This is a genomic window from Pseudomonas sichuanensis, from assembly GCF_003231305.1.
Taxonomy (GTDB): Bacteria; Pseudomonadota; Gammaproteobacteria; order Pseudomonadales; family Pseudomonadaceae; genus Aquipseudomonas; species Aquipseudomonas sichuanensis.
The window spans coordinates 1-17,792 of the sequence record NZ_QKVM01000045.1; the positions used below are offsets into that span (position 1 = coordinate 1).

A 17,792-nucleotide genomic window follows, 5' to 3' on the forward strand; every position below is an offset into this window, starting at 1 on the left:
TGGGAGCCGGCTTGCCGGCGATGGGCTCGGAACATTCACCTACACTGTCCCTGATTGCCTCTGACCCAAGGAGCCAACCATGGACGATTCCAGCCAAGGCAAACCGCCCACCTTCTGGCAGATGCTGCAGAGCATCCTCGCCGCCGCCTTCGGCGTGCAAAGCGGCAAGAACCGCGCCCGCGACTTCACCTACGGCAAGGCCAGCCACTTCATCGTGATGGGCACGCTGTTCACCCTGGTCTTCATCTTCGTGCTGATCGGGCTGGTGCAACTGGCGATGCATCTGACTGCGCGCTAGACACACATGCAATCCCTGTAGGAGCGGCCTTGTGCCGCGAATGGGCTGCGCAGCGGCCCCGGCGATCTTTACTCCATTCACTATCGCCGGGGCTGCTTTGCAGCCCATCGCGACACAAGGCCGCTCCTACAAGAGCACGCAAGCTGTCAGGCCACGATGAAATGGATGCTGAACGCAAACCGCCCGCGGATATCCACTCCGCGGGCGGTTCAGGTTTGTTTCACGGTTTATGGCGGCCCGTTACTGGTGGCTGACCCAATACACGGCGGTGACCACCACCAGCACGATCAGGCACAGGATCGCCCAGGCGTCGACACTGCTGTCAGCTTTGCGGACCTTGGTTGAGTTTCCCATTGCATTGCCTCTTGTAGTGGTTATGGGAATGCACTTCACAAGCAGCAGTTAAGTCCAGCAATGTCCTTCGCTCAAGCAGGGACTTTCAATAGTCGACGGGCGACGTGAGAAACGGGTAGCGGTAGTTGGCCGGCCGCCCTTCGGCGCTGTAGTGATGAAAGTCGACGCCGTGGCCGCCCTGCTCCAGCAACTGCAGCCAACGCCGAGCCTTGGCCGAGTCGATCAGTTGCAAGACCGGCACCTGGTGCTCGCGCAATCCGTCGCGATTCACCGCCAGGCCCATGGCATCGTCGTGCAGCATGACCATGGCCCAGCCGCCCAGGGTGAAATGACCGCCCATCAACACACCCAGGCGCCCGTCGATCAGTGCGCGCAGGGCTTCTGGCGAGCTGTTCACCGCACTGAACACGGCATCGCGCCCCGGCACCTTGCCCGCCTGCTCGAAGGCCCGCATGGCGCCGAAGGCCATTTCATCGTTGGCCGACCACACCAGCCGGGTCTGGGGATAGCGCTCCAGCAGCACCTGCGCCTGTTCGAAGGCGCGCTGGCGGTTCCAGCCGCCATACACCACCTGGCGCAGGCGCACCTGCGGGAAGTCTGCCAGCGCGCGGCGCATACCCTGCTCGCGCAGTTGCGAGGCCGGGGTGGTCTTGACCCCGGCAAAGGCCAGCAGGTCGACCGGCTCGGACGAGGGCGGCAGTTTCGCCACCATCGCCTTGAGCATCTGGTAGCCGGCCGCTTCGTCGTTGTTGGTCAGGGTGCCGAGCACTTCGGGGTACTTGTCGGGCTGGGCCTGGATGCTGCGCGCCTGGCTGTCCGTCAGGCCGTTGTTGACCAGGAACAGCTTGACCCCGGTGCCGCGGGACAGGCGGATGATCTCGGGGGCGACGTACTGTTCGTTGACCAGCACCAGGTAGTCCGGGCGTTCTGGCCCCTGCAGCACGGCGCGGGCCTGGGTCAGGGCGAGGTCGGCCCGGCGTTCGCTGTACTGCACGCGCAGTTGCATGCCCAGGTCCGTGGCGGCGGCCTGCATGAAGCGTGAGTAGTCGACCCAGAACGTCTCGTTGGACAAGCCTGGGTTGAGAAATACCACCGAAGCGGCCTGTGCGCCCGCCGCCAGTGGCAGGCTCAGGCACAGGCCCTGGCACAAGGCCTTGAGCATGCGGTTACATCCCTGGGGAGCAAACGGCGGAGTATACGCGTAGCGCGGCGCAGAGCGGGCAAATGGCAGTCAGTCTCACTTAGTCCAAATGGTTCTTTTCATATGCAAAAACATCACTTTAGCGCATAAACCCACTCTGCTATCGTTCCCCCGCTCCGCTCCGGAGTGCGCGGCCGTGCGCGCGATTAGCTGCATGCAGCCTGAGACAGGACTTTTATGTACGTATACGACGAGTACGATCAGCGGATCATCGAGGACCGCGTCAAGCAGTTCCGTGATCAGACCCGCCGCTACCTGGCCGGTGAGCTGAGCGAAGAAGAATTCCGCCCGCTGCGCCTGCAGAACGGGCTCTATGTCCAACGCTTCGCCCCGATGCTGCGCGTCGCCGTGCCCTATGGCCAGCTGAACGCGACGCAGGCCCGTATGCTGGCGAAGATCGCCCGCGACTACGACAAGGGCTACGCGCATATCAGCACCCGCCAGAACGTGCAGTACAACTGGCCGGCGCTGGAAGACATCCCGGACATCCTGGCTGAGCTGGCCACCGTGCAGATGCACGCGATCCAGACCAGCGGCAACTGCCTGCGCAACGTCACCACCGACCAGTTCGCCGGTGTCGCCGCCGACGAACTGGTGGACCCGCGCCCATGGTGCGAGATCGTCCGCCAGTGGACCACCTTCCACCCGGAATTCGCCTACCTGCCGCGCAAGTTCAAGATTGCCGTCAACGGTTCGAGCGACGACCGCGCCGCCATCGAAGTGCACGACATCGGCCTTGAGCCGGTGCGTAACGCTGCCGGCGAGCTGGGCTTCCGCGTGCTGGTGGGCGGCGGCCTGGGCCGTACCCCGGTGATCGGCGCTTTCATCAACGAGTTCCTGCCGTGGCAGGAGCTGCTCAGCTACCTGGACGCGATCCTGCGCGTGTACAACCGTTACGGCCGCCGTGACAACAAGTACAAGGCGCGGATCAAGATCCTGGTCAAGGCCCTCACCCCGGAAGTGTTCGCCGAGAAGGTCGAGGCCGAAATGGCCCACCTGCGCGGTGGCGACACCACCCTGACCGAGGCCGAAGTGCAGCGCGTGGCGCGCCACTTCATCGACCCTGAGTACCTGGCGCTCGACAACCAGGACTACAGCGCACTGGATGCCGAGCACCCAGGCTTTGCCCGCTGGCGTTCGCGCAACACCCGCGCGCACAAGAAGCCGGGCTACGTCGCCGTCACCCTGTCGCTCAAGCCCACCGGCGTCGCCCCGGGCGACCTGACCGACAAGCAGCTGGACGCCGTCGCCGACTTCGCCGAGCGCTACAGCTTCGGCTACCTGCGCACCTCGCACGAGCAGAACATCATCCTCGCCGACGTCGAGCAGCGCCAGCTGCACGCCCTGTGGCTGGAACTGCGCGAGCAAGGCTTCGCCACGCCGAACATCGGCCTGCTGACCGACATCATCTGCTGCCCGGGCGGTGATTTCTGCTCGCTGGCCAACGCCAAGTCGATCCCGATCGCCGAATCCATCCAGCGTCGCTTCGACGACCTGGACTACCTGTTCGACATCGGCGAGCTCGACCTGAACATCTCCGGCTGCATGAACGCCTGCGGCCACCACCACGTCGGCCACATCGGCATCCTCGGGGTGGACAAGAAAGGCGAGGAGTTCTACCAGGTTTCGCTGGGCGGCAACGCCGCGCGCGACGCCAGCCTGGGCAAGATCCTCGGCCCTTCGTTCGCCCAGGATGACATGGCCGACGTGATCGAGAAGCTGATCAACGTGTATGTCGAGCAACGCACCGAAGACGAGCGCTTCATCGACACCTACCAGCGGATCGGCATCGACCCCTTCAAGGAACGCGTCTATGCAGCGAATCATTAAGAACAACCAGATCGTCGACGAAACCTGGCACCTGCTGCCCAAGGACGTCTCGATCGACGAGCTGACCAACTGCGACGACTACATCGTGCCGCTGCAACTGTGGCGTGACCATCCGAGCATGCTCAAGGCCCGCGACGGCGGCCTGGGCATCTGGCTGGACAGCGACGAGGAAGCGGAAGAGATCGGCGCTGACGTCCAGCACTTCCAGGTCATCGCCCTGAACTTCCCGGCCTTCACCGACGGGCGCAACTATTCCAATGCGCGCCTGCTGCGTGACCGTTACAAGTTCAAGGGTGAGCTGCGCGCCATCGGCGACGTGCTGCGCGACCAGCTGTTCTACATGGCCCGCTGTGGCTTCGATGCGTTCGCCATCCGTGCCGACAAGGACCCGGAAGACGCGCTGCAGAGCCTGAAGGACTTCTCGGTGACCTACCAGGGCGCCACCGACGAGCCGCTGCCGCTGTTCCGCCGCCGCTGATCGTCACCTGCTGCATCGACCGGCCCGCCTCATGGCGGGCTGGTTCGTTTCTAGCCCAGGATCAACCGCCGGTGCCCTGCCCCACCAGCACCCCATCGACCTTCTGCCCGTACAGGTTGACCCCGTCGTTGGCATGGAACTTCAATCGCGTCTTCTCGATCGAGCCCTCCACCAACCGTGGATCCTGCGGCCGCTCGTGGCGGTTGATCCACGCTGCCACATCCCAGGCCTGCTGGTCGCTCAGGCTGCCAGGCTTGCCCAGCGGCATGTTGTACTTGATGAACGACGCCGCGGTGTTGATGCGGTGCATGCCCGCCCCCCAGTTGTACGAGTCCTTGCCCCACAACGGCGGCATCACGTATTCCCCGGCGACCTTCTGCCCTTCACCGTTGTCACCGTGGCAGATCGCGCATTGCTCGCGGTACACCTGCTGGCCACGCTTGAAGTCGTAGCCGCCCGCGGGCTGCGCAACGTCGGGGTAGCCACGGCCGGCGATCTCGACGCCGGTCGGCGCCTGGGTCGAAAGCCAGTAGGCATACACACTCAGCGCAGTCATCTGCGGGCTGTCGGCCGCCGGTGGCTTGCCATTCATGCTGAACTGGAAACAACCCTGGATGCGCTCGGCGAAGGTGTTGACCTTGTCGTTTTTCTTGCGATAGGCCGGGTACATCGGATAAGCGCCCCACAACGGCGCCGAGTGGGCCATGCGGCCCTGGTCAAGGTGGCAATTGCTGCAGTTCAGGCCATTGCCCACGGCGTCGGGCATCAAGCGGCGGGTATCGACGAACAATGCATGGCCTTGGCGGACCATCTTGCCAAAGGCGTTGTCGGGGATGGCGCTTTCGGCGGGCGCCACGAACTGCGGCGCGGCCTGCACGCCCGGCACCTTGAGCTGCGATTGATCTTCCATGGCAATCGGCGCGGCCTGGGCACTGCCCATGGCCAGCAACAGCACAGCGGGGATCATGGTTTTCATGGCTTGACCTCCTGGCTGGGGGACGGGCTTGCTGCGTTGGCGAAATACTCGGCTATCGCCTTGACCTCGGCATCGGTCATGGCCTTGGCCACGTTGACCATCAACTGGTTGGGGTCGTTGCTGCGGCTGCCGTCGCGCCAGGCGTTGAGCTGGGCCACCAGGTAGCCGGCCGGTTGCCCGGTCAGGGGCGGGAAGTGTTCGCCGACCCCGCCGCCACCCGGCCCATGGCACTGCACGCAACCAGGGATCTGCCGGCCCCAGTCGCCATACAGGGCCAGACGGGATACCGCATCGCCGGCAATCTGCTGGCGGCGCAGCTCGGCGGCGCCATCGGCCGGGAGCGCCGCCAGGTAGGTGCTGACGGCGTCGATTTCCGCATCACTCAGCGCCTTGGCCAGCGGCTCCATCACCGGTTGCTTGCGGCTGCCCTGGCGAAAATCCCGCAGTTGCTTGGCAAGGTAGCCGGCAGGCAAACCGGCAAGGCGGGGGAAGCCGGCTGCGGCAATGCCTTTGCCGTCCGGCCCATGGCAGCCCAGGCAGGCCATGGCGGCGGGGTTCTGCCCGCCCTGGTTGAAGACCTGTTGCCCGTCGGCGGCATACGCCGTGGGCCAGGCCAGGATCAGCCAACCGCCGATCACGACACGACTCAGGGATTTCATCACGGAAGACTCCATTTTCCTTGTTATAAGCTTAGGCTCAAACGACATAAGCCCAGAAATACTAGGGCTTATCCCCGGTATGCGACAACGTGTCACCGGGAAGGAAATCGGCAATCTGCCGTTTAATCGATCAATGACTGCGCTGGATCAAGAACCGGAGATGCACTCGGTCGCCGCGGTGCGCACATCCCCCAGGCGCAGGGGGAAATTGCTCAAACGCTCGTGAACCTTGATCGCACTGCCGCTACCACGCTTGTCGATGTCCAGCAGCGCCGCCGGCCCTGCGCTGGCCGACAGTTTTTGCGGCACGATCAGGCGCAGGCCGTCGCCGCGCACTTCTTCGCCCAACGGGTCACGACTGTCCGCCAGCTTGCGCTTGACGCAATCGGCGTATTCACGGGGCGTCTTGCCAGACATTACATCCATGGTTTCGTGGGACTGCTCAAGCTCACTCACGCTTGCGCAGCCCCCCAGCACCAGCGCCACCGCCGCTACCAGCCATTTCATTTACGCTACTCCAATTGCAAAGGTCACCCTCTGACCGCAGCCAGGCGCAATTGCTCCCCGACCTGGCAGAAATCTCCCCGCCCGCCCGAGCCCGGTCGCAAGTGTAGCGCCACATCGTGGTATCTTTCGCCTTTGCAGAAACAACCCTTGCGGAGCACCCCATGAAATTCGTACACCAGCGCGAGCACCTGAACGAGGACGACATCGTCGTCATCGAATGCTCCCAGCGCTGCAACATCCGCCTGATGAACGACGCCAACTTCCGCAGCTTCAAGAATGGCGGGCGACACACTTACCACGGCGGCCACTTCGAGAAGTTCCCGGCAAAAATCACCGTGCCCAGCACCGGTTTCTGGAACATCACCATCGATACCGTCACCACGCGCCCGATCTCGGTAACCCGCAAGCCGAGCCTGACGCACAAGATCAAGATCATTCGCCGCTCCTCGTCGAAACTCGGATAACGCCCGCATGACCCAGACCATCAAGTATGTGATCAAGTACAAGCTCGACGGCGAACGCCGCTGGGATTTCGCCCTGATGCCCGATGCCTCCCTGGAGCAGGCGCAGCAGGCCCTGCGCAAGATCCACGGCGACGACGCCGAGAAGATCAGCGACATTCAGGTCAGCAAGGCCCTGTAAGACCGCCCCGATCCCGCCGCACTCAAGGAGTCGCCCATGAGCACCTGGCCAGACCGCCGCATCCTCGACCTGCTGAACATCGAGGTGCCCATCCTGCAGGCGCCCATGGCCGGCGCCAGCGGCTCGGCGATGGCCATTGCCGTCGGCAACGCCGGCGGCCTGGGCGCCCTGCCCTGCGCCATGCTGACCCACGACCAGCTACGAGGGGAAATCGAGGCCTTCCGCGCCGCGTGCAGCGGCCCGCTCAACCTCAATTTCTTCTGCCACCAGCCGCCAGCACCGGACCCCGAACGCGATGCGCGCTGGAAGCAGGCGCTCAAGCCCTACTACGACGAGACCGGCGCCGACTTCGACGCGCCCACGCCGGTGTCCAACCGTGCGCCGTTCGACGCGCAGAGCTGCCAACTGGTGGAGGCAATGCGCCCGGAGGTGGTCAGCTTCCATTTCGGCCTGCCCGCCGCCGAATTGCTGCAACGGGTCAAGGCAACCGGGGCCAAGGTGCTGTCCAGCGCCACCACGGTCGAGGAAGCCATCTGGCTCGAGCAGCACGGCTGCGACGCGATCATCGCCATGGGCTTCGAAGCAGGCGGCCACCGCGGCATGTTCCTCAGCGACGATATCACCAGCCAGATCGGCACCTTCGCCCTGGTGCCCCAGGTGGCGGATGCGGTGCGCGTACCGGTGATCGCCGCCGGTGGCATTGCCGATCACCGCGGCCTGCTCGCCGCCCTCGCCCTGGGGGCCTCGGCTGTGCAGATCGGCACCGCCTACCTGTTCTGCCCACAGGCCAAGGTCTCGCCGGCGCATCGCCGTGCACTGGACAACGCGCCGGCCAGCGATACCGCATTGACCAACCTGTTCACCGGGCGCCCTGCGCGCGGCATCAACAACCGCATCATGCGCGAGCTGGGGCCCATGAGCGCACTGGCCCCGCACTTCCCCCTGGCAGGCGGTGCATTGATGCCACTGCGGGCGATTACCGACCCACAGGGCAACAGTGATTTCAGCAATCTGTGGTCCGGTCAGGCCCTGCGCCTGGGCAAACACCTCGACGCGGGCGAGCTGACGCTTGAAATTGCCAACGGGGCGATTAGAATCTTGACTCGCTGATCAAGTTTTTACCCGCACGGCCCTTCCCGACGGATGGCTTATCGCTATATAGTCAGCACCATAACGATAACCATCCGCCCCTAGGAGCCTTCTCGATGCGTATTCGCCTGACCCACCTGGCCGCCGCCACCCTGGCCAGCCTGTTCTCACTCAACAGTGCCTGGGCCGATGAAGTCCAGGTTGCCGTGGCAGCCAACTTCACCGCCCCCATCCAGGCCATCGCCAAGGACTTCGAAAAAGACACCGGCCACAAGCTGGTCGCCGCGTACGGCGCCACCGGCCAGTTCTACGCACAGATCAAGAACGGCGCGCCGTTCGAAGTGTTCCTCGCCGCCGACGACAGCACCCCGGCCAAGCTCGAGCAGGAAAAGGAAACCGTTGCAGGCTCGCGCTTCACCTATGCCATCGGCACCCTGGCGCTGTGGTCGGCCAAACCGGGCTATGTTGACGCCAAGGGTGAAGTACTGAAGAAAAACGACTTCAAGCACCTGTCCATCGCCAACCCCAAGACCGCCCCCTACGGCCTGGCCGCCACCCAGGTGCTGGACAAGCTCAAGCTGACCGAGGCCACCAAGGCCAAGCTCGTCGAGGGCCAGAACATCACCCAGGCGTTCCAGTTCGTTTCCACCGGCAATGCCGAGCTGGGCTTCGTCGCCCTGTCGCAGATCTACAAGGACGGCAAGGTCGAGAGCGGCTCGGCGTGGATCGTCCCGGCCTCGATGCACGAGCCGATCCGCCAGGATGCGGTGATCCTGAACAAAGGCAAGGACAACCCGGCAGCCAAGGCGCTGGTCGACTACCTCAAGGGGCCGAAGGCAGCCGCCGTGATCAAGTCCTACGGCTATGAAATCTGATGCCGCTCGACGCCAGTGACCTGGGTGCGATCTGGCTGACCATCAAGCTGGCCAGCCTGACCACCGCCATCCTGCTGGTGGTGGGCACGCCCATCGCCTGGTGGCTGGCACGCACCCGCTCCTGGCTGCGCGGGCCGATCGGCGCGGTGGTGGCGCTGCCCCTGGTGCTGCCACCGACGGTGATCGGCTTCTACCTGCTGCTGACGCTTGGCCCCCATGGCTGGATCGGCCAAGCCACCCAGGCGCTGGGCCTGGGCAGCGTGGTGTTCAGTTTCGCCGGGCTGGTGATCGGCTCGGTGGTGTATTCCATGCCGTTCGTGGTCCAGCCCCTGCAAAACGCCTTCAGCGCCATTGGCCAGCGCCCGCTGGAGGTGGCCGCGACCCTGCGCGCCAGCCCCTGGGATACCTTCGTCCATGTGGTGCTGCCGCTGGCACGCCCCGGTTTCATCACCGCCAGCATTCTCGGCTTCGCCCATACCGTGGGCGAGTTCGGCGTGGTGCTGATGATCGGTGGCAATATCCCCGACAAGACCCGTGTGGTCTCGGTGCAGATCTTCGATCACGTCGAGGCCATGGCCTATGACCAGGCCCACTGGCTGGCCGGGGCCATGCTGCTGTTCTCCTTCCTGGTACTGCTGATGCTTTACGCCGGCCGGCGTGGCAAGGCTGGCTGGAGCTGAAATGAGTGCTTCGATACAGGCGCGCCTCACGCTTGCGCGCGACGATTTCACCCTGGATGTCGACCTGCGCCTGCCCGGGCGTGGCATCAGCGCGCTGTTTGGCCATTCCGGCTCGGGCAAGACCTCGTGCCTGCGTTGCCTGGCGGGCCTGGAACGTGCCGCCAGTGCCTACATCGAGGTCAACGGCGAGGTCTGGGAAGACAGCGCGCGCGGGCATTTCATTGCCCCGCACAAACGCCCTGTGGGTTATGTGTTCCAGGAAGCCAGCTTGTTCGCGCACCTGTCGGTGCGCGGCAACCTGGAGTTCGGCTGGCGCCGCATCGCCCCCAGTGAGCGCAAGATCAAGCTGGAGCAGGCCTGCCAACTGCTGGGCATCGGCCATCTGCTCGAGCGCAAGCCTGCGACCTTGTCGGGCGGCGAGGCCCAACGTGTCGGCATTGCCCGGGCATTGCTCAGCAGCCCGCGGCTGCTGCTGATGGACGAACCGCTGGCGGCCCTGGACAGTGCGCGCAAGCGTGAAATCCTGCCCTATCTGGAACGCCTGCATGACGAGCTGGATATCCCGCTTATCTACGTCAGCCATGCCCAGGACGAAGTCGCGCGCCTGGCCGACCATCTGGTGCTGCTGGAGCAGGGCAAGGCCCTGGCCAGCGGCCCGATCGGCCAGACCCTGGCACGCCTGGACCTGTCGCTGGCCCAGGGCGAGGATGCCGGCGTGGTCCTCGAAGGCGTGGTGGTCGGCCACGACCCGCACTTTGAGCTGTTCGACCTGCGCTTGCCCGGCGGCGAAGGTCCGCTGTTGCGCATCGCCCATCCTGCCTTGCATATGGGCAGCACCCTGCGGCTGAAGGTGCAGGCCCGCGATGTGAGCCTGGCGCTGAGCGCCGACGGCGCATCGAGCATTCTCAACCGCCTGCCGGTACGGGTGCGCGAATGCCGCGCGGCAGACAACCCGGCCCATGTGATGGTGAGCCTGGACGCCAGCGGCAGCCCCCTGCTGGCGCGCATCACCCGCTACTCGGCAGAACAACTCGGCGTGCAGCCGGGCCAGCATCTGTGGGCGCAGATCAAGTCGGTGGCGCTACTCGGTTGAGCAACGCCGCAGTGGCGATTGTCCATTGCTGCATGACCGCTCGATGGACTGCACCGATGCCCGACAGCCCGCTACCCGCCGCCCTGCACTATGTCGACGATAACCAACCCGGGTTGAGCCGGCGCCGGCGAGGCGAGCGATTCCTCTACTTCGATGCCTCGGGCCGGCAGGTGCGCGATGCAGAGACCCTGGCACGCATCGCGGCGCTGGTGATCCCCCCAGCCTATACCGAGGTGTGGATCTGCACCGACCCGCTGGGCCATTTACAGGCCACCGGCCGCGATGCCCGGGGGCGTAAACAGTACCGCTACCATCAGCAATGGCGCGAACAGCGCGACCAGTACAAGTACGGGCGCCTGCTAGCCTTCGCCCAAGCCCTGCCCGCCTTGCGCAAGCGGTTGGACGAACACCTGGCACGCCGCGGGATGGACCGGGAAAAAGTGATGGCGCTGGTAATCAGCCTGCTCGACGCGACGCTCATTCGCATCGGCAACCGGCAGTACCTGCGCGACAATCGCTCCTACGGGCTGACCACGCTGAACTGCCGTCACGTAAAGGTTCGGGGCAGCACCATCCGCTTCCAGTTCCGCGGCAAGCGCGGTGTCGAACACGACGTCACGTTGCATGACCGACGCCTGGCGGCACTGCTCAAGCGCTGCATGGAACTCCCTGGCCAGGCGCTGTTCCAGTACCTGGACGATGACGGGCAACGCCACCGCATCGGTTCGACCGAGGTGAACCAGTTTCTCCAGCAGTTGACCGGCGCCGACTTCACCGCCAAGGACTACCGCACCTGGGCCGGCAGCAGCCTGGCCCTGAGCCTGCTAAGGCCACTGGCCTGGGAGCCCGACAGCGAAGCCCGGCGCCAGGTGGCGGCAACCGTGCGCCAAGTGGCCAACCGCCTGGGCAATACGCCGGCCGTTTGCCGCCGCTGCTATATCCACCCCGCGCTGTTCGAGCATTTCCAGCTCGGGCGCCTGGCACAGCTGCCGCGGGCACGCCAGCGCAAGGGTTTGGAGCCCGAGGAAGCGGCGCTGCTGGTTTTTCTGCAGGCACTGGGCGCAAACGATCATTGAGCTCGGCTATTTCACTTATCAAACAAGGAAATTTCCCATATGACGTCAACCACCCTATCCTTGCCACCGAGCACCTTCGCTGATGGACAGCATCTGTCCACCAGCACCTGCAACTAGAGACAGGCATAAATTGTCTGACGGAGGAATTACTATCCGCCGAAAGCGTCTTTAATGGAAAGGAAGAGGGACAAAGCTCCCACCGTTGTGGTAAATGGCCCGGCGGTTTTTACATCACCAAGGAGAACTACATGCTGATACTCACCCGTAAGGTCGGCGAAAGCATCGTCATCAACGACGACATCAAAGTCACCATTCTGGGAGTCAAGGGGATGCAAGTGAGGATCGGCATCGATGCGCCGAAGGATGTCCAGGTGCACCGTGAAGAGATTTACAAGCGTATCCAGGCAGGCAGCCCTGCCCCGGAGAAAGGCGACGAGAAACACTGATAACCCACGCATCAAGCCGCACGGACGCGTCTGATCGATTGCCCGCCCACGCGGGGCGCCCATCCTGAACCTCAGGTGCCCAGCAGCTCGCGCACCTTGGCGATCATTCTGTCCATGTCGAATGGCTTGTCGAACACCGCGGCGAACAGTTCGGGGCGGATCAGCTTCTTGTCGGCCTGCGCACCACTCATGAGAATGACCGGCAGGTGCGGCAGATCCAGCTCAGTGCGAATAGCCCGCACGAGTTCCACACCACTCATGACCGGCATCATGTAATCGGTGATCACCAATTCCACATGCCTGCCTTCGTGCCGCCCTTTCAAGGCCTCCAGGGCTTTGCGCCCGTTGCTGGCCTTTTCCACCTGATAGCCTTCGTCCTCCAGGGCAAAACCGAGGATATCGGCGATCAGGTACTCGTCATCGACGATCAGGATGGTGTTCATGGCGTCATCCCATCAGCGATCTTCCTGCGGGACCGCTGTGCCGCTGAGCACGCCGCTTGCGCCATCGAAAGCCCGCCCCAGGGTGATCCCCTGCGGCCCCAGGTGCAGCGCCTGCAACGTTGGGTCGTGATCGCTGTCGCGCACTTTGACGATCGACAGCACGCGGTGCAGCCTGGCATCGAGTTCGGCGAAGCGCATCAGCACCAGATTGTCGACGATGCTCGACAGGTCCGGTGCCGGGGCGGTGATCTCGGCGCCGAAAATATCACGCATCTCCCAGGTGAGCAGGACGGTCACCTCACGTGCGCGCAGCTCACCGGTCAGGGCGCGGAAGAACGCGTTCAAGCGCCCAGGCTCCAACGCCAGGCGCCCGAACGCGCCGAGGCTGTCGATCACCACGCGCTTGGCGCCCAGCGCTCGCACCTGCTCAAGCAAACGGGCGCCTACCTCATCCAGCATCCCCTCAGTGGTGGGTTGCCAACTGAGCTGCACGACCCCGTCACGCTCCTGCCTGGCGATGTCGAAGCCCAGTGCTTGAGCTTTGAGACGCAGGCGAGCGGGCGTCTCGTAGAACCCGAAGTGCAGCCCAGGTGCGTGCTCATCGGACGCTGCCAGAAACGCGATGCCCAAGGCGCTTTTGCCGACCCCGGACGGCCCCATCAACAGGCTCACGGAACCTTCAGCCAAACCGCCGCCGAGCATGCGATCCAGGTCGCTCACCCCGGTAGTTGCGCGGCTCAGCGCCTGCGCACCAGGCTGGCTGGGGTGGCTGTACAGTGATTCCAGCCGCGGGAAGACCTGCAACCCAGCCTCGCTGATCAGGCATTCGTGGCGCCCCGACATCGCCCCGCTGCCGCGGGTCTTGCGCAGTTGGACATGACGCACCGCCGTGCTGCCGACCAGGTGCTCGCCCAGCTCGATGACGCCATCGACCATGGTGTGCTCGGGGCTGCCCTCCTCCAGGCGAGCGCTGGTCAGCAGCAGGACAGTGCATCCGGCAAAAGCGGCATGCCCCTGCAATTCGGAAACGAACTTCTTGGTGTCGAGGCTGGTTTCCGCCCGTGAGCGGGCGTTGAGCAGGCCATCGACGACCAGCAGGCTGGCCTGCTGCCGGGCGATCTCCTGGCGCAGCAGCCGCACCACAGCGTCGAGGCCATCCTGCTCAAGGGTGTCGAAGGCGCTGACGAACTGAATGCTGTCGCCCACCAGCGTCTGATCGAAAAACGTCAGGGTCGACAGGTACTGGAACAAACGCTCATGGGACTCACTGAGCAAGGTGGCCACCAGCACCCGCCCACCTTCGCGGACATGGTTGCAAGCAAGTTGGTTGGCCAGGATGGTCTTGCCCGAACCCGGATGCCCCTGGACGATATAGGACGCCCCCACCACCAGCCCGCCCTTGAGCAGGGCATCGAGGCCTTCAATACCGGTGGCCAGTCGCTTGAGCTGTTCAACCATGATGCTTTACTCGCCTGTGTGCGGTTGATCATCGAGGCATGCCGGCAGGTACAGGCTCATGCAGGTCCCCTTGCCGGGCCGGCTGGCAACGCGGATGGCGCCATTGCTCTGCCTGGCGAACCCATAGGCCTGGCTGAGCCCCAGACCGGTGCCTTTGCCGAACGGTTTGGTGGTGAAAAACGGCTCGAAGATACGTGGCAACACCTGCGGATCGATACCCTCGCCATCGTCGCGCACGTCGAAACGCACGTAACGGCCTTGCAAGCCCTCCACTTCGCCGGCCAACTCCACACTGTCGACCACCAGGTCGATCCGCCCCGCCGTGCCGATCGCATCCCGGGCATTGAACATCATGTTCAGCAGTACCATCTGCAACTGCCCGGCATCCACTTCAATCGCAGGCAGCCCTGCCCGGATCTGTTCGACCAGTTCGATATCGGGAGGCAACGCGTGTTCCGCCAGCGCGCGAATGGACCCGGCCACCTCGGCAGGCGAAATCCGTGCGACGCTCAGCTGCCGATAGCGGGCAAAGCTGAGCAGTTGCTGGGTCAACTGGGTGCCCCGCTGCCCGGCATCGAGAATGTGCTCGAGCATACGCCGGGTGCGGCCGGGGTCGTGACTGTTGATGGCCAGGCGGGCGGAGCTGAGGATGATGGTCAGCAGGTTGTTGAAGTCGTGGGCCAGGCCGCCGGTCAGCTGGCCGAGGGCCTCGAGTTTCTGCGCCTGGAACAGTTGGGCGCGCATGGCGTCCAGTTGCAGCGCGGAATCCCGGCGATCGGTGATGTCGCGCGTGACCTTGGCCAGGCCGATGATCTGGCCCTGCTCGTCGCGAATGACGTCCAACGCGGCCAGGGCCCAGAATTGCGTGCCATCCTTGCGTACACGCCAGCCCTCATCCTGCGCCACGCCCTGTTCCAAGGCCTGGCGCAACAGACGCTCGGGGCGGCCCTCGGCACAATCTTCGGCGGTGAAGAACAGGGAGAAATGCTTGCCGATCACCTCGTCGGCGCGATAACCCTTGATCCGTTGGGCACCGGCGTTCCACGACACCACATGGCCATCTGGGTCGAGCATGTAGATGGCATAGTCCACCACCGCCTGAACCAGCTGTTCATAGCGCGCTTCGGGCATCACTGACTGGGCGGGCCGGTCCGTTGCTGGCATGCGAACTCCCCAAGCACCGCGATAAGGACATACTGAGCGTAGTCAAAAGTCCTGCAAGCACCCTACCCCATGCGACGACCGTCAACTTCAGGCTCACGCATCGTCGGCACCAGCCTGCGCGGCATTGCCACTTTGAGCAGCCACAGGCCGACCAGCAGGATCAACGCACCGCCACCCAGGGCCATGAGCCGTTGAGACGCTGAACGCAATTCATCCAGGCCAAGCACCACAAGATAGCTACCCAATCCGATCAAGCCGACGAAGAGGAAGGCCGCCAGCAGGCAAACCAGCAGAAACAACACACGCCAGAACAGCTTCGGGCGCACAACACGCCCTGCTGCGCTGGCCTGGCCTGGGGAAAACGGGGACATCATGGCTTACTCACTTGGATCCAATGGCGCAAAGGTGGCGCAATGACAGCCTCCTGTCAATTGACCTATAGTGGCGCTTCGCTTAGCTGCAAGGACGCACCACATGCCCTCGAATCAACGCCTGCAACGCCTTCAGGACGACCTGCTGCACACGGCTGCCGAACTCGACACTCTTTGCCAGGTACTGGATGGCCACGCCCTGTATCTGCGTCATTCAATCCATAAGACAGATGCGCGAACCATGGACAACCATGTTGAGGATTTGCGCGATTCTGCCTGTGAGCTGCGCGGTATCGCCCACACCATCACACCCTGAACCTGCAGGCTGGTTGACGCTTCTATAACAATGGGTTATAAAGCGCGCTTGATTGCCAGGGCCATCTATTCATGAGGCGCGGCGGTCAACAGTGCGAGTGTGGTGGAATTGGTATACACAGCAGACTTAAAATCTGTCGGCGTGAGCCTTGCGGGTTCGAGTCCCGCCACTCGCACCATCTGTTTTCGATGAAGGCGCCCTTGCGGCGCCTTTTTCATGCCCAGCGGAATTCCGCCTGGCAGCTGCTAGAGTGGAAACTGTCCCCGTCCATCGGAGCGCCGCCATGCGCTATGCACTGCTCGAAGGCCAACGCGACTTCATTCTGCTGCTTGCCCGGATCTTCCTGATGATCCTGTTCGTACTCGCCGGCTGGGGCAAGCTGACCGGCTTCGAGGGCACGGTCGGCTACATGACCTCCCTCGGCGCACCGGCCCCGATGCTGGCTGCCGGGGTGGCGGTGATCATGGAGTTCCTGGTCGCCATCCTGCTGATCCTCGGTTTCTATACCCGGCCACTGGCGCTGCTGTTCGCCCTGTTCGTGCTGGGCACCGCGCTGCTCGGCCACCCGTTCTGGAACATGGTCGACCCCGAACGCAGCGCCAACATGACTCAGTTCCTGAAAAACCTGAGCATCGTTGGCGGGCTGCTGGCACTGGCCGTCAGCGGCCCCGGGCGCTTTTCGCTCGACCGCCACTGACCGCCGGATCAATACGCGATGGCTGCGACGTCAATCGTCGCAGTCATCGTGCCAGGCCGGGTGATCCTCTTCGTCATCGAAATCATCCTGCAGTTCCTCGTCTTCCTCGACTTCATCCAGCGCTCCTTGCGCATCCGCCTCAGGGTCGAAGCTGTCGTGAAATTCGTGGTCAAGCAGATGGTCGTGCTCGGGCTCAGGCAAATCGTCTTCTTCGTACATCACACACTCCACACACTACAGGCCGCCTGTATAGGCGCTTCGGCGCCAGCGGTCAATGCAGCGGATAGTTAACCCTGACTTAACCGATCAGGCGCAACCTCAAGGCTCTCCCTTCAAGCACGTTCCAGCCCGCCAGCCCTGGCGGGCTTTTTTTGCCCGGGCCCAGCCGTGCTGATGGGCTTGGCCGCTTCCGACGACCACAGCAGAACAGGATGACAGTTGAGTCGTGGCCATCGGCGCAGCATTGCATGGCCTCGCCATCGAAGAAAACAGCCGCGCCGACGCAAAAGGCCCGAAGCGCTACGCAGTAGAAAGACGCATGATTGATGAAAAATTCAGTAACGGTTATTGAAACCTGACCTGCCGGGCCTTCACAAAATTCTGACATCTGTAACGGCAGACTGGCCTTGCTTCGATACGTTCTGTTTAACCCGCCTAGATGGCGGGTTTTCTTTTGTTCGCTGTTTCAGCCTGGTCGCTTCAATCCACAGAAGTCCAGACCGCGAGCTCGTAACCATCCGGATCGATGAAGTGGAAGCGCTTACCGCCCGGAAATGCGAACACAGTCCTGCTGATCTCTGCCCCAACAGCCTCAAGCCGATGTTGCGTCTCGGCCAGATCATCCGCATACAGGATCACCAGCGGGCCACCAGGCCTGACGGGCTCACCCGTGGTGAAACCGCCCGTCAATCGCCCATCCGTAAACTCGGTATAGGTCGGGCCATAGTCCACGAACTGCCAGTTGAAAACCGTACCGTAAAACGCCTTGCTGCGCTCAATATCGCTGACATTGAATTCGATATTGTCGATCTGATGATCCTTGCCTCTGGTTGCCATGTTTCACCTCCTTGTTAATGGCGGGAATCTATCACAACCGGGGGCGAACTTCGGGCCAGAGCACCACAGACTTGCCAGGACCT

24 protein-coding genes and 1 tRNA gene are annotated in these 17,792 nt (G+C 63.5%); 15 read left to right on the forward strand and 10 right to left on the reverse strand.

Translation table 11 applies throughout. From position 1 onward, the window contains the following. Positions 1-79 precede the first annotated feature (79 nt). Positions 80-298, forward strand: coding sequence for a DUF2970 domain-containing protein (locus tag DM373_RS20765; RefSeq protein WP_110995355.1), 219 nt, complete (start codon positions 80-82; stop codon positions 296-298). Between the two features lie 439 nt (positions 299-737). Here DM373_RS20765 and DM373_RS20770 read toward each other — a convergent pair whose 3' ends face one another. Next, positions 738-1,814, reverse strand: a complete 1,077-nt coding sequence (locus DM373_RS20770) for an ABC transporter substrate-binding protein (protein WP_110995356.1) — start codon at positions 1,812-1,814, stop codon at positions 738-740. A gap of 216 nt (positions 1,815-2,030) precedes the next feature. On the opposite strand from DM373_RS20770, the gene DM373_RS20775 reads away from it, so the two are divergent. Next, positions 2,031-3,683 carry a nitrite/sulfite reductase gene (locus DM373_RS20775; protein WP_110995357.1) on the forward strand — a complete coding sequence of 551 codons (1,653 nt, stop codon included), beginning with the start codon at positions 2,031-2,033 and terminating at the stop codon, positions 3,681-3,683. Next, on the forward strand, positions 3,667-4,161 hold the full coding sequence (locus DM373_RS20780; RefSeq protein WP_110995358.1) for a DUF934 domain-containing protein: 495 nt from the start codon (positions 3,667-3,669) through the stop codon (positions 4,159-4,161). Before DM373_RS20775 ends, DM373_RS20780 begins: the two co-directional genes overlap by 17 nt. A 61-nt stretch (positions 4,162-4,222) precedes the next feature. On the opposite strand, the gene DM373_RS20785 is transcribed toward DM373_RS20780, so the two are convergent. The 3 genes from DM373_RS20785 to DM373_RS20795 form a co-directional block, all read right to left on the reverse strand. Further along, positions 4,223-5,071: a c-type cytochrome gene (locus DM373_RS20785; protein WP_371923709.1), complete on the reverse strand. Its 849-nt coding sequence runs from the start codon at positions 5,069-5,071 to the stop codon at positions 4,223-4,225. Between the two features lie 62 nt (positions 5,072-5,133). Then, the gene (locus DM373_RS20790; protein ID WP_110995360.1) at positions 5,134-5,796 is read right to left on the reverse strand and encodes a c-type cytochrome; all 663 of its coding nucleotides are present in this window, start codon (positions 5,794-5,796) and stop codon (positions 5,134-5,136) included. A 147-nt stretch (positions 5,797-5,943) separates the two neighbouring features. Beyond that, complete coding sequence (locus DM373_RS20795; protein WP_110995361.1) at positions 5,944-6,303, reverse strand: hypothetical protein; 360 nt, start codon at positions 6,301-6,303, stop codon at positions 5,944-5,946. Between the two features lie 161 nt (positions 6,304-6,464). Between DM373_RS20795 and DM373_RS20800 the strand changes: the two genes are divergently transcribed. The 8 genes from DM373_RS20800 (at position 6,465) to csrA (ending at position 12,204) form a co-directional block, all read left to right on the forward strand. Further along, positions 6,465-6,767, forward strand: a complete 303-nt coding sequence (locus DM373_RS20800; RefSeq protein ID WP_023631136.1) for a DUF1883 domain-containing protein — start codon at positions 6,465-6,467, stop codon at positions 6,765-6,767. 7 nt (positions 6,768-6,774) lie between these two features. Next, positions 6,775-6,945, forward strand: coding sequence for a hypothetical protein (locus DM373_RS28970; RefSeq protein ID WP_167409850.1), 171 nt, complete (start codon positions 6,775-6,777; stop codon positions 6,943-6,945). A 36-nt stretch (positions 6,946-6,981) separates the two neighbouring features. Then, positions 6,982-8,055: an NAD(P)H-dependent flavin oxidoreductase gene (locus DM373_RS20805; protein ID WP_110995362.1), complete on the forward strand. Its 1,074-nt coding sequence runs from the start codon at positions 6,982-6,984 to the stop codon at positions 8,053-8,055. A gap of 95 nt (positions 8,056-8,150) precedes the next feature. Beyond that, positions 8,151-8,909 (forward strand): molybdate ABC transporter substrate-binding protein, encoded by a 759-nt coding sequence (modA, locus tag DM373_RS20810; RefSeq protein ID WP_110995363.1) that lies wholly within the window; start codon positions 8,151-8,153, stop codon positions 8,907-8,909. Continuing rightward, positions 8,909-9,589 carry a molybdate ABC transporter permease subunit gene (gene modB, locus DM373_RS20815; RefSeq protein WP_110995364.1) on the forward strand — a complete coding sequence of 227 codons (681 nt, stop codon included), beginning with the start codon at positions 8,909-8,911 and terminating at the stop codon, positions 9,587-9,589. Before modA ends, modB begins: the two co-directional genes overlap by 1 nt. A gap of 1 nt (position 9,590) precedes the next feature. Continuing rightward, positions 9,591-10,682 (forward strand): molybdenum ABC transporter ATP-binding protein, encoded by a 1,092-nt coding sequence (modC, locus tag DM373_RS20820; RefSeq protein WP_110995365.1) that lies wholly within the window; start codon positions 9,591-9,593, stop codon positions 10,680-10,682. Between the two features lie 56 nt (positions 10,683-10,738). Then, positions 10,739-11,758 (forward strand): DNA topoisomerase IB, encoded by a 1,020-nt coding sequence (locus DM373_RS20825; protein WP_110995366.1) that lies wholly within the window; start codon positions 10,739-10,741, stop codon positions 11,756-11,758. Positions 11,759-12,006: 248 nt separating this feature from the next. Continuing rightward, positions 12,007-12,204 carry a carbon storage regulator CsrA gene (csrA, locus tag DM373_RS20830; RefSeq protein ID WP_110995367.1) on the forward strand — a complete coding sequence of 66 codons (198 nt, stop codon included), beginning with the start codon at positions 12,007-12,009 and terminating at the stop codon, positions 12,202-12,204. A gap of 71 nt (positions 12,205-12,275) precedes the next feature. Here the strand turns inward: csrA and DM373_RS20835 are convergent, their stop codons facing one another. From DM373_RS20835 to DM373_RS20850, 4 genes are all read right to left on the reverse strand, one after another. After that, entirely contained in the window at positions 12,276-12,647 is a 372-nt protein-coding gene (locus DM373_RS20835) for a response regulator (protein ID WP_110995368.1), read from the reverse strand. Positions 12,648-12,659: 12 nt separating this feature from the next. Then, complete coding sequence (locus tag DM373_RS20840; protein WP_110995369.1) at positions 12,660-14,105, reverse strand: ATPase domain-containing protein; 1,446 nt, start codon at positions 14,103-14,105, stop codon at positions 12,660-12,662. A 6-nt stretch (positions 14,106-14,111) separates the two neighbouring features. After that, complete coding sequence (locus tag DM373_RS20845; RefSeq protein WP_244215105.1) at positions 14,112-15,269, reverse strand: two-component system sensor histidine kinase NtrB; 1,158 nt, start codon at positions 15,267-15,269, stop codon at positions 14,112-14,114. Positions 15,270-15,331: 62 nt separating this feature from the next. Further along, positions 15,332-15,640 (reverse strand): hypothetical protein, encoded by a 309-nt coding sequence (locus tag DM373_RS20850; RefSeq protein WP_208642816.1) that lies wholly within the window; start codon positions 15,638-15,640, stop codon positions 15,332-15,334. Positions 15,641-15,743: 103 nt separating this feature from the next. On the opposite strand from DM373_RS20850, the gene DM373_RS28810 reads away from it, so the two are divergent. The 3 genes from DM373_RS28810 to DM373_RS20860 all read left to right on the forward strand — a co-directional run bounded on the left by DM373_RS28810 (position 15,744) and on the right by DM373_RS20860 (position 16,653). Then, positions 15,744-15,956, forward strand: coding sequence for a hypothetical protein (locus DM373_RS28810; RefSeq protein WP_157966865.1), 213 nt, complete (start codon positions 15,744-15,746; stop codon positions 15,954-15,956). Positions 15,957-16,049: 93 nt separating this feature from the next. After that, positions 16,050-16,134: transfer RNA gene (locus DM373_RS20855), tRNA-Leu, on the forward strand. A 105-nt stretch (positions 16,135-16,239) separates the two neighbouring features. Continuing rightward, entirely contained in the window at positions 16,240-16,653 is a 414-nt protein-coding gene (locus DM373_RS20860; RefSeq protein WP_110995371.1) for a DoxX family protein, read from the forward strand. Between the two features lie 30 nt (positions 16,654-16,683). Here the strand turns inward: DM373_RS20860 and DM373_RS20865 are convergent, their stop codons facing one another. After that, positions 16,684-16,872: a hypothetical protein gene (locus DM373_RS20865; protein WP_110995372.1), complete on the reverse strand. Its 189-nt coding sequence runs from the start codon at positions 16,870-16,872 to the stop codon at positions 16,684-16,686. 226 nt (positions 16,873-17,098) lie between these two features. On the opposite strand from DM373_RS20865, the gene DM373_RS29450 reads away from it, so the two are divergent. Continuing rightward, positions 17,099-17,224 (forward strand): hypothetical protein, encoded by a 126-nt coding sequence (locus DM373_RS29450; RefSeq protein WP_279630485.1) that lies wholly within the window; start codon positions 17,099-17,101, stop codon positions 17,222-17,224. A gap of 128 nt (positions 17,225-17,352) precedes the next feature. Here the strand turns inward: DM373_RS29450 and DM373_RS20870 are convergent, their stop codons facing one another. Continuing rightward, the gene (locus tag DM373_RS20870; RefSeq protein ID WP_110995373.1) at positions 17,353-17,709 is read right to left on the reverse strand and encodes a VOC family protein; all 357 of its coding nucleotides are present in this window, start codon (positions 17,707-17,709) and stop codon (positions 17,353-17,355) included. Positions 17,710-17,792 lie beyond the last annotated feature (83 nt).

What these genes read in the sequence shown, in the direction of transcription:
- DM373_RS20840 (WP_110995369.1), bottom strand. Translation starts at nt 14,105, where the DNA reads ATGGTTGAACAGCTCAAGCGACTGGCCACCGGTATTGAAGGCCTCGAT.
- DM373_RS20790 (WP_110995360.1), bottom strand. Translation starts at nt 5,796, where the DNA reads ATGAAATCCCTGAGTCGTGTCGTGATCGGCGGTTGGCTGATCCTGGCC.
- csrA (WP_110995367.1), top strand. Translation starts at nt 12,007, where the DNA reads ATGCTGATACTCACCCGTAAGGTCGGCGAAAGCATCGTCATCAACGAC.
- DM373_RS20775 (WP_110995357.1), top strand. Translation starts at nt 2,031, where the DNA reads ATGTACGTATACGACGAGTACGATCAGCGGATCATCGAGGACCGCGTC.
- DM373_RS20805 (WP_110995362.1), top strand. Translation starts at nt 6,982, where the DNA reads ATGAGCACCTGGCCAGACCGCCGCATCCTCGACCTGCTGAACATCGAG.
- DM373_RS20860 (WP_110995371.1), top strand. Translation starts at nt 16,240, where the DNA reads ATGCGCTATGCACTGCTCGAAGGCCAACGCGACTTCATTCTGCTGCTT.
- DM373_RS28970 (WP_167409850.1), top strand. Translation starts at nt 6,775, where the DNA reads ATGACCCAGACCATCAAGTATGTGATCAAGTACAAGCTCGACGGCGAA.
- DM373_RS20825 (WP_110995366.1), top strand. Translation starts at nt 10,739, where the DNA reads ATGCCCGACAGCCCGCTACCCGCCGCCCTGCACTATGTCGACGATAAC.
- DM373_RS20780 (WP_110995358.1), top strand. Translation starts at nt 3,667, where the DNA reads ATGCAGCGAATCATTAAGAACAACCAGATCGTCGACGAAACCTGGCAC.
- modA (WP_110995363.1), top strand. Translation starts at nt 8,151, where the DNA reads ATGCGTATTCGCCTGACCCACCTGGCCGCCGCCACCCTGGCCAGCCTG.
- DM373_RS20800 (WP_023631136.1), top strand. Translation starts at nt 6,465, where the DNA reads ATGAAATTCGTACACCAGCGCGAGCACCTGAACGAGGACGACATCGTC.
- DM373_RS20795 (WP_110995361.1), bottom strand. Translation starts at nt 6,303, where the DNA reads ATGAAATGGCTGGTAGCGGCGGTGGCGCTGGTGCTGGGGGGCTGCGCA.
- DM373_RS20785 (WP_371923709.1), bottom strand. Translation starts at nt 5,071, where the DNA reads ATGGAAGATCAATCGCAGCTCAAGGTGCCGGGCGTGCAGGCCGCGCCG.
- DM373_RS20850 (WP_208642816.1), bottom strand. Translation starts at nt 15,640, where the DNA reads ATGTCCCCGTTTTCCCCAGGCCAGGCCAGCGCAGCAGGGCGTGTTGTG.
- modB (WP_110995364.1), top strand. Translation starts at nt 8,909, where the DNA reads ATGCCGCTCGACGCCAGTGACCTGGGTGCGATCTGGCTGACCATCAAG.
- modC (WP_110995365.1), top strand. Translation starts at nt 9,591, where the DNA reads ATGAGTGCTTCGATACAGGCGCGCCTCACGCTTGCGCGCGACGATTTC.
- DM373_RS20865 (WP_110995372.1), bottom strand. Translation starts at nt 16,872, where the DNA reads ATGTACGAAGAAGACGATTTGCCTGAGCCCGAGCACGACCATCTGCTT.
- DM373_RS20870 (WP_110995373.1), bottom strand. Translation starts at nt 17,709, where the DNA reads ATGGCAACCAGAGGCAAGGATCATCAGATCGACAATATCGAATTCAAT.
- DM373_RS20835 (WP_110995368.1), bottom strand. Translation starts at nt 12,647, where the DNA reads ATGAACACCATCCTGATCGTCGATGACGAGTACCTGATCGCCGATATC.
- DM373_RS20770 (WP_110995356.1), bottom strand. Translation starts at nt 1,814, where the DNA reads ATGCTCAAGGCCTTGTGCCAGGGCCTGTGCCTGAGCCTGCCACTGGCG.
- DM373_RS20845 (WP_244215105.1), bottom strand. Translation starts at nt 15,269, where the DNA reads ATGCCAGCAACGGACCGGCCCGCCCAGTCAGTGATGCCCGAAGCGCGC.
- DM373_RS20765 (WP_110995355.1), top strand. Translation starts at nt 80, where the DNA reads ATGGACGATTCCAGCCAAGGCAAACCGCCCACCTTCTGGCAGATGCTG.
- DM373_RS28810 (WP_157966865.1), top strand. Translation starts at nt 15,744, where the DNA reads ATGCCCTCGAATCAACGCCTGCAACGCCTTCAGGACGACCTGCTGCAC.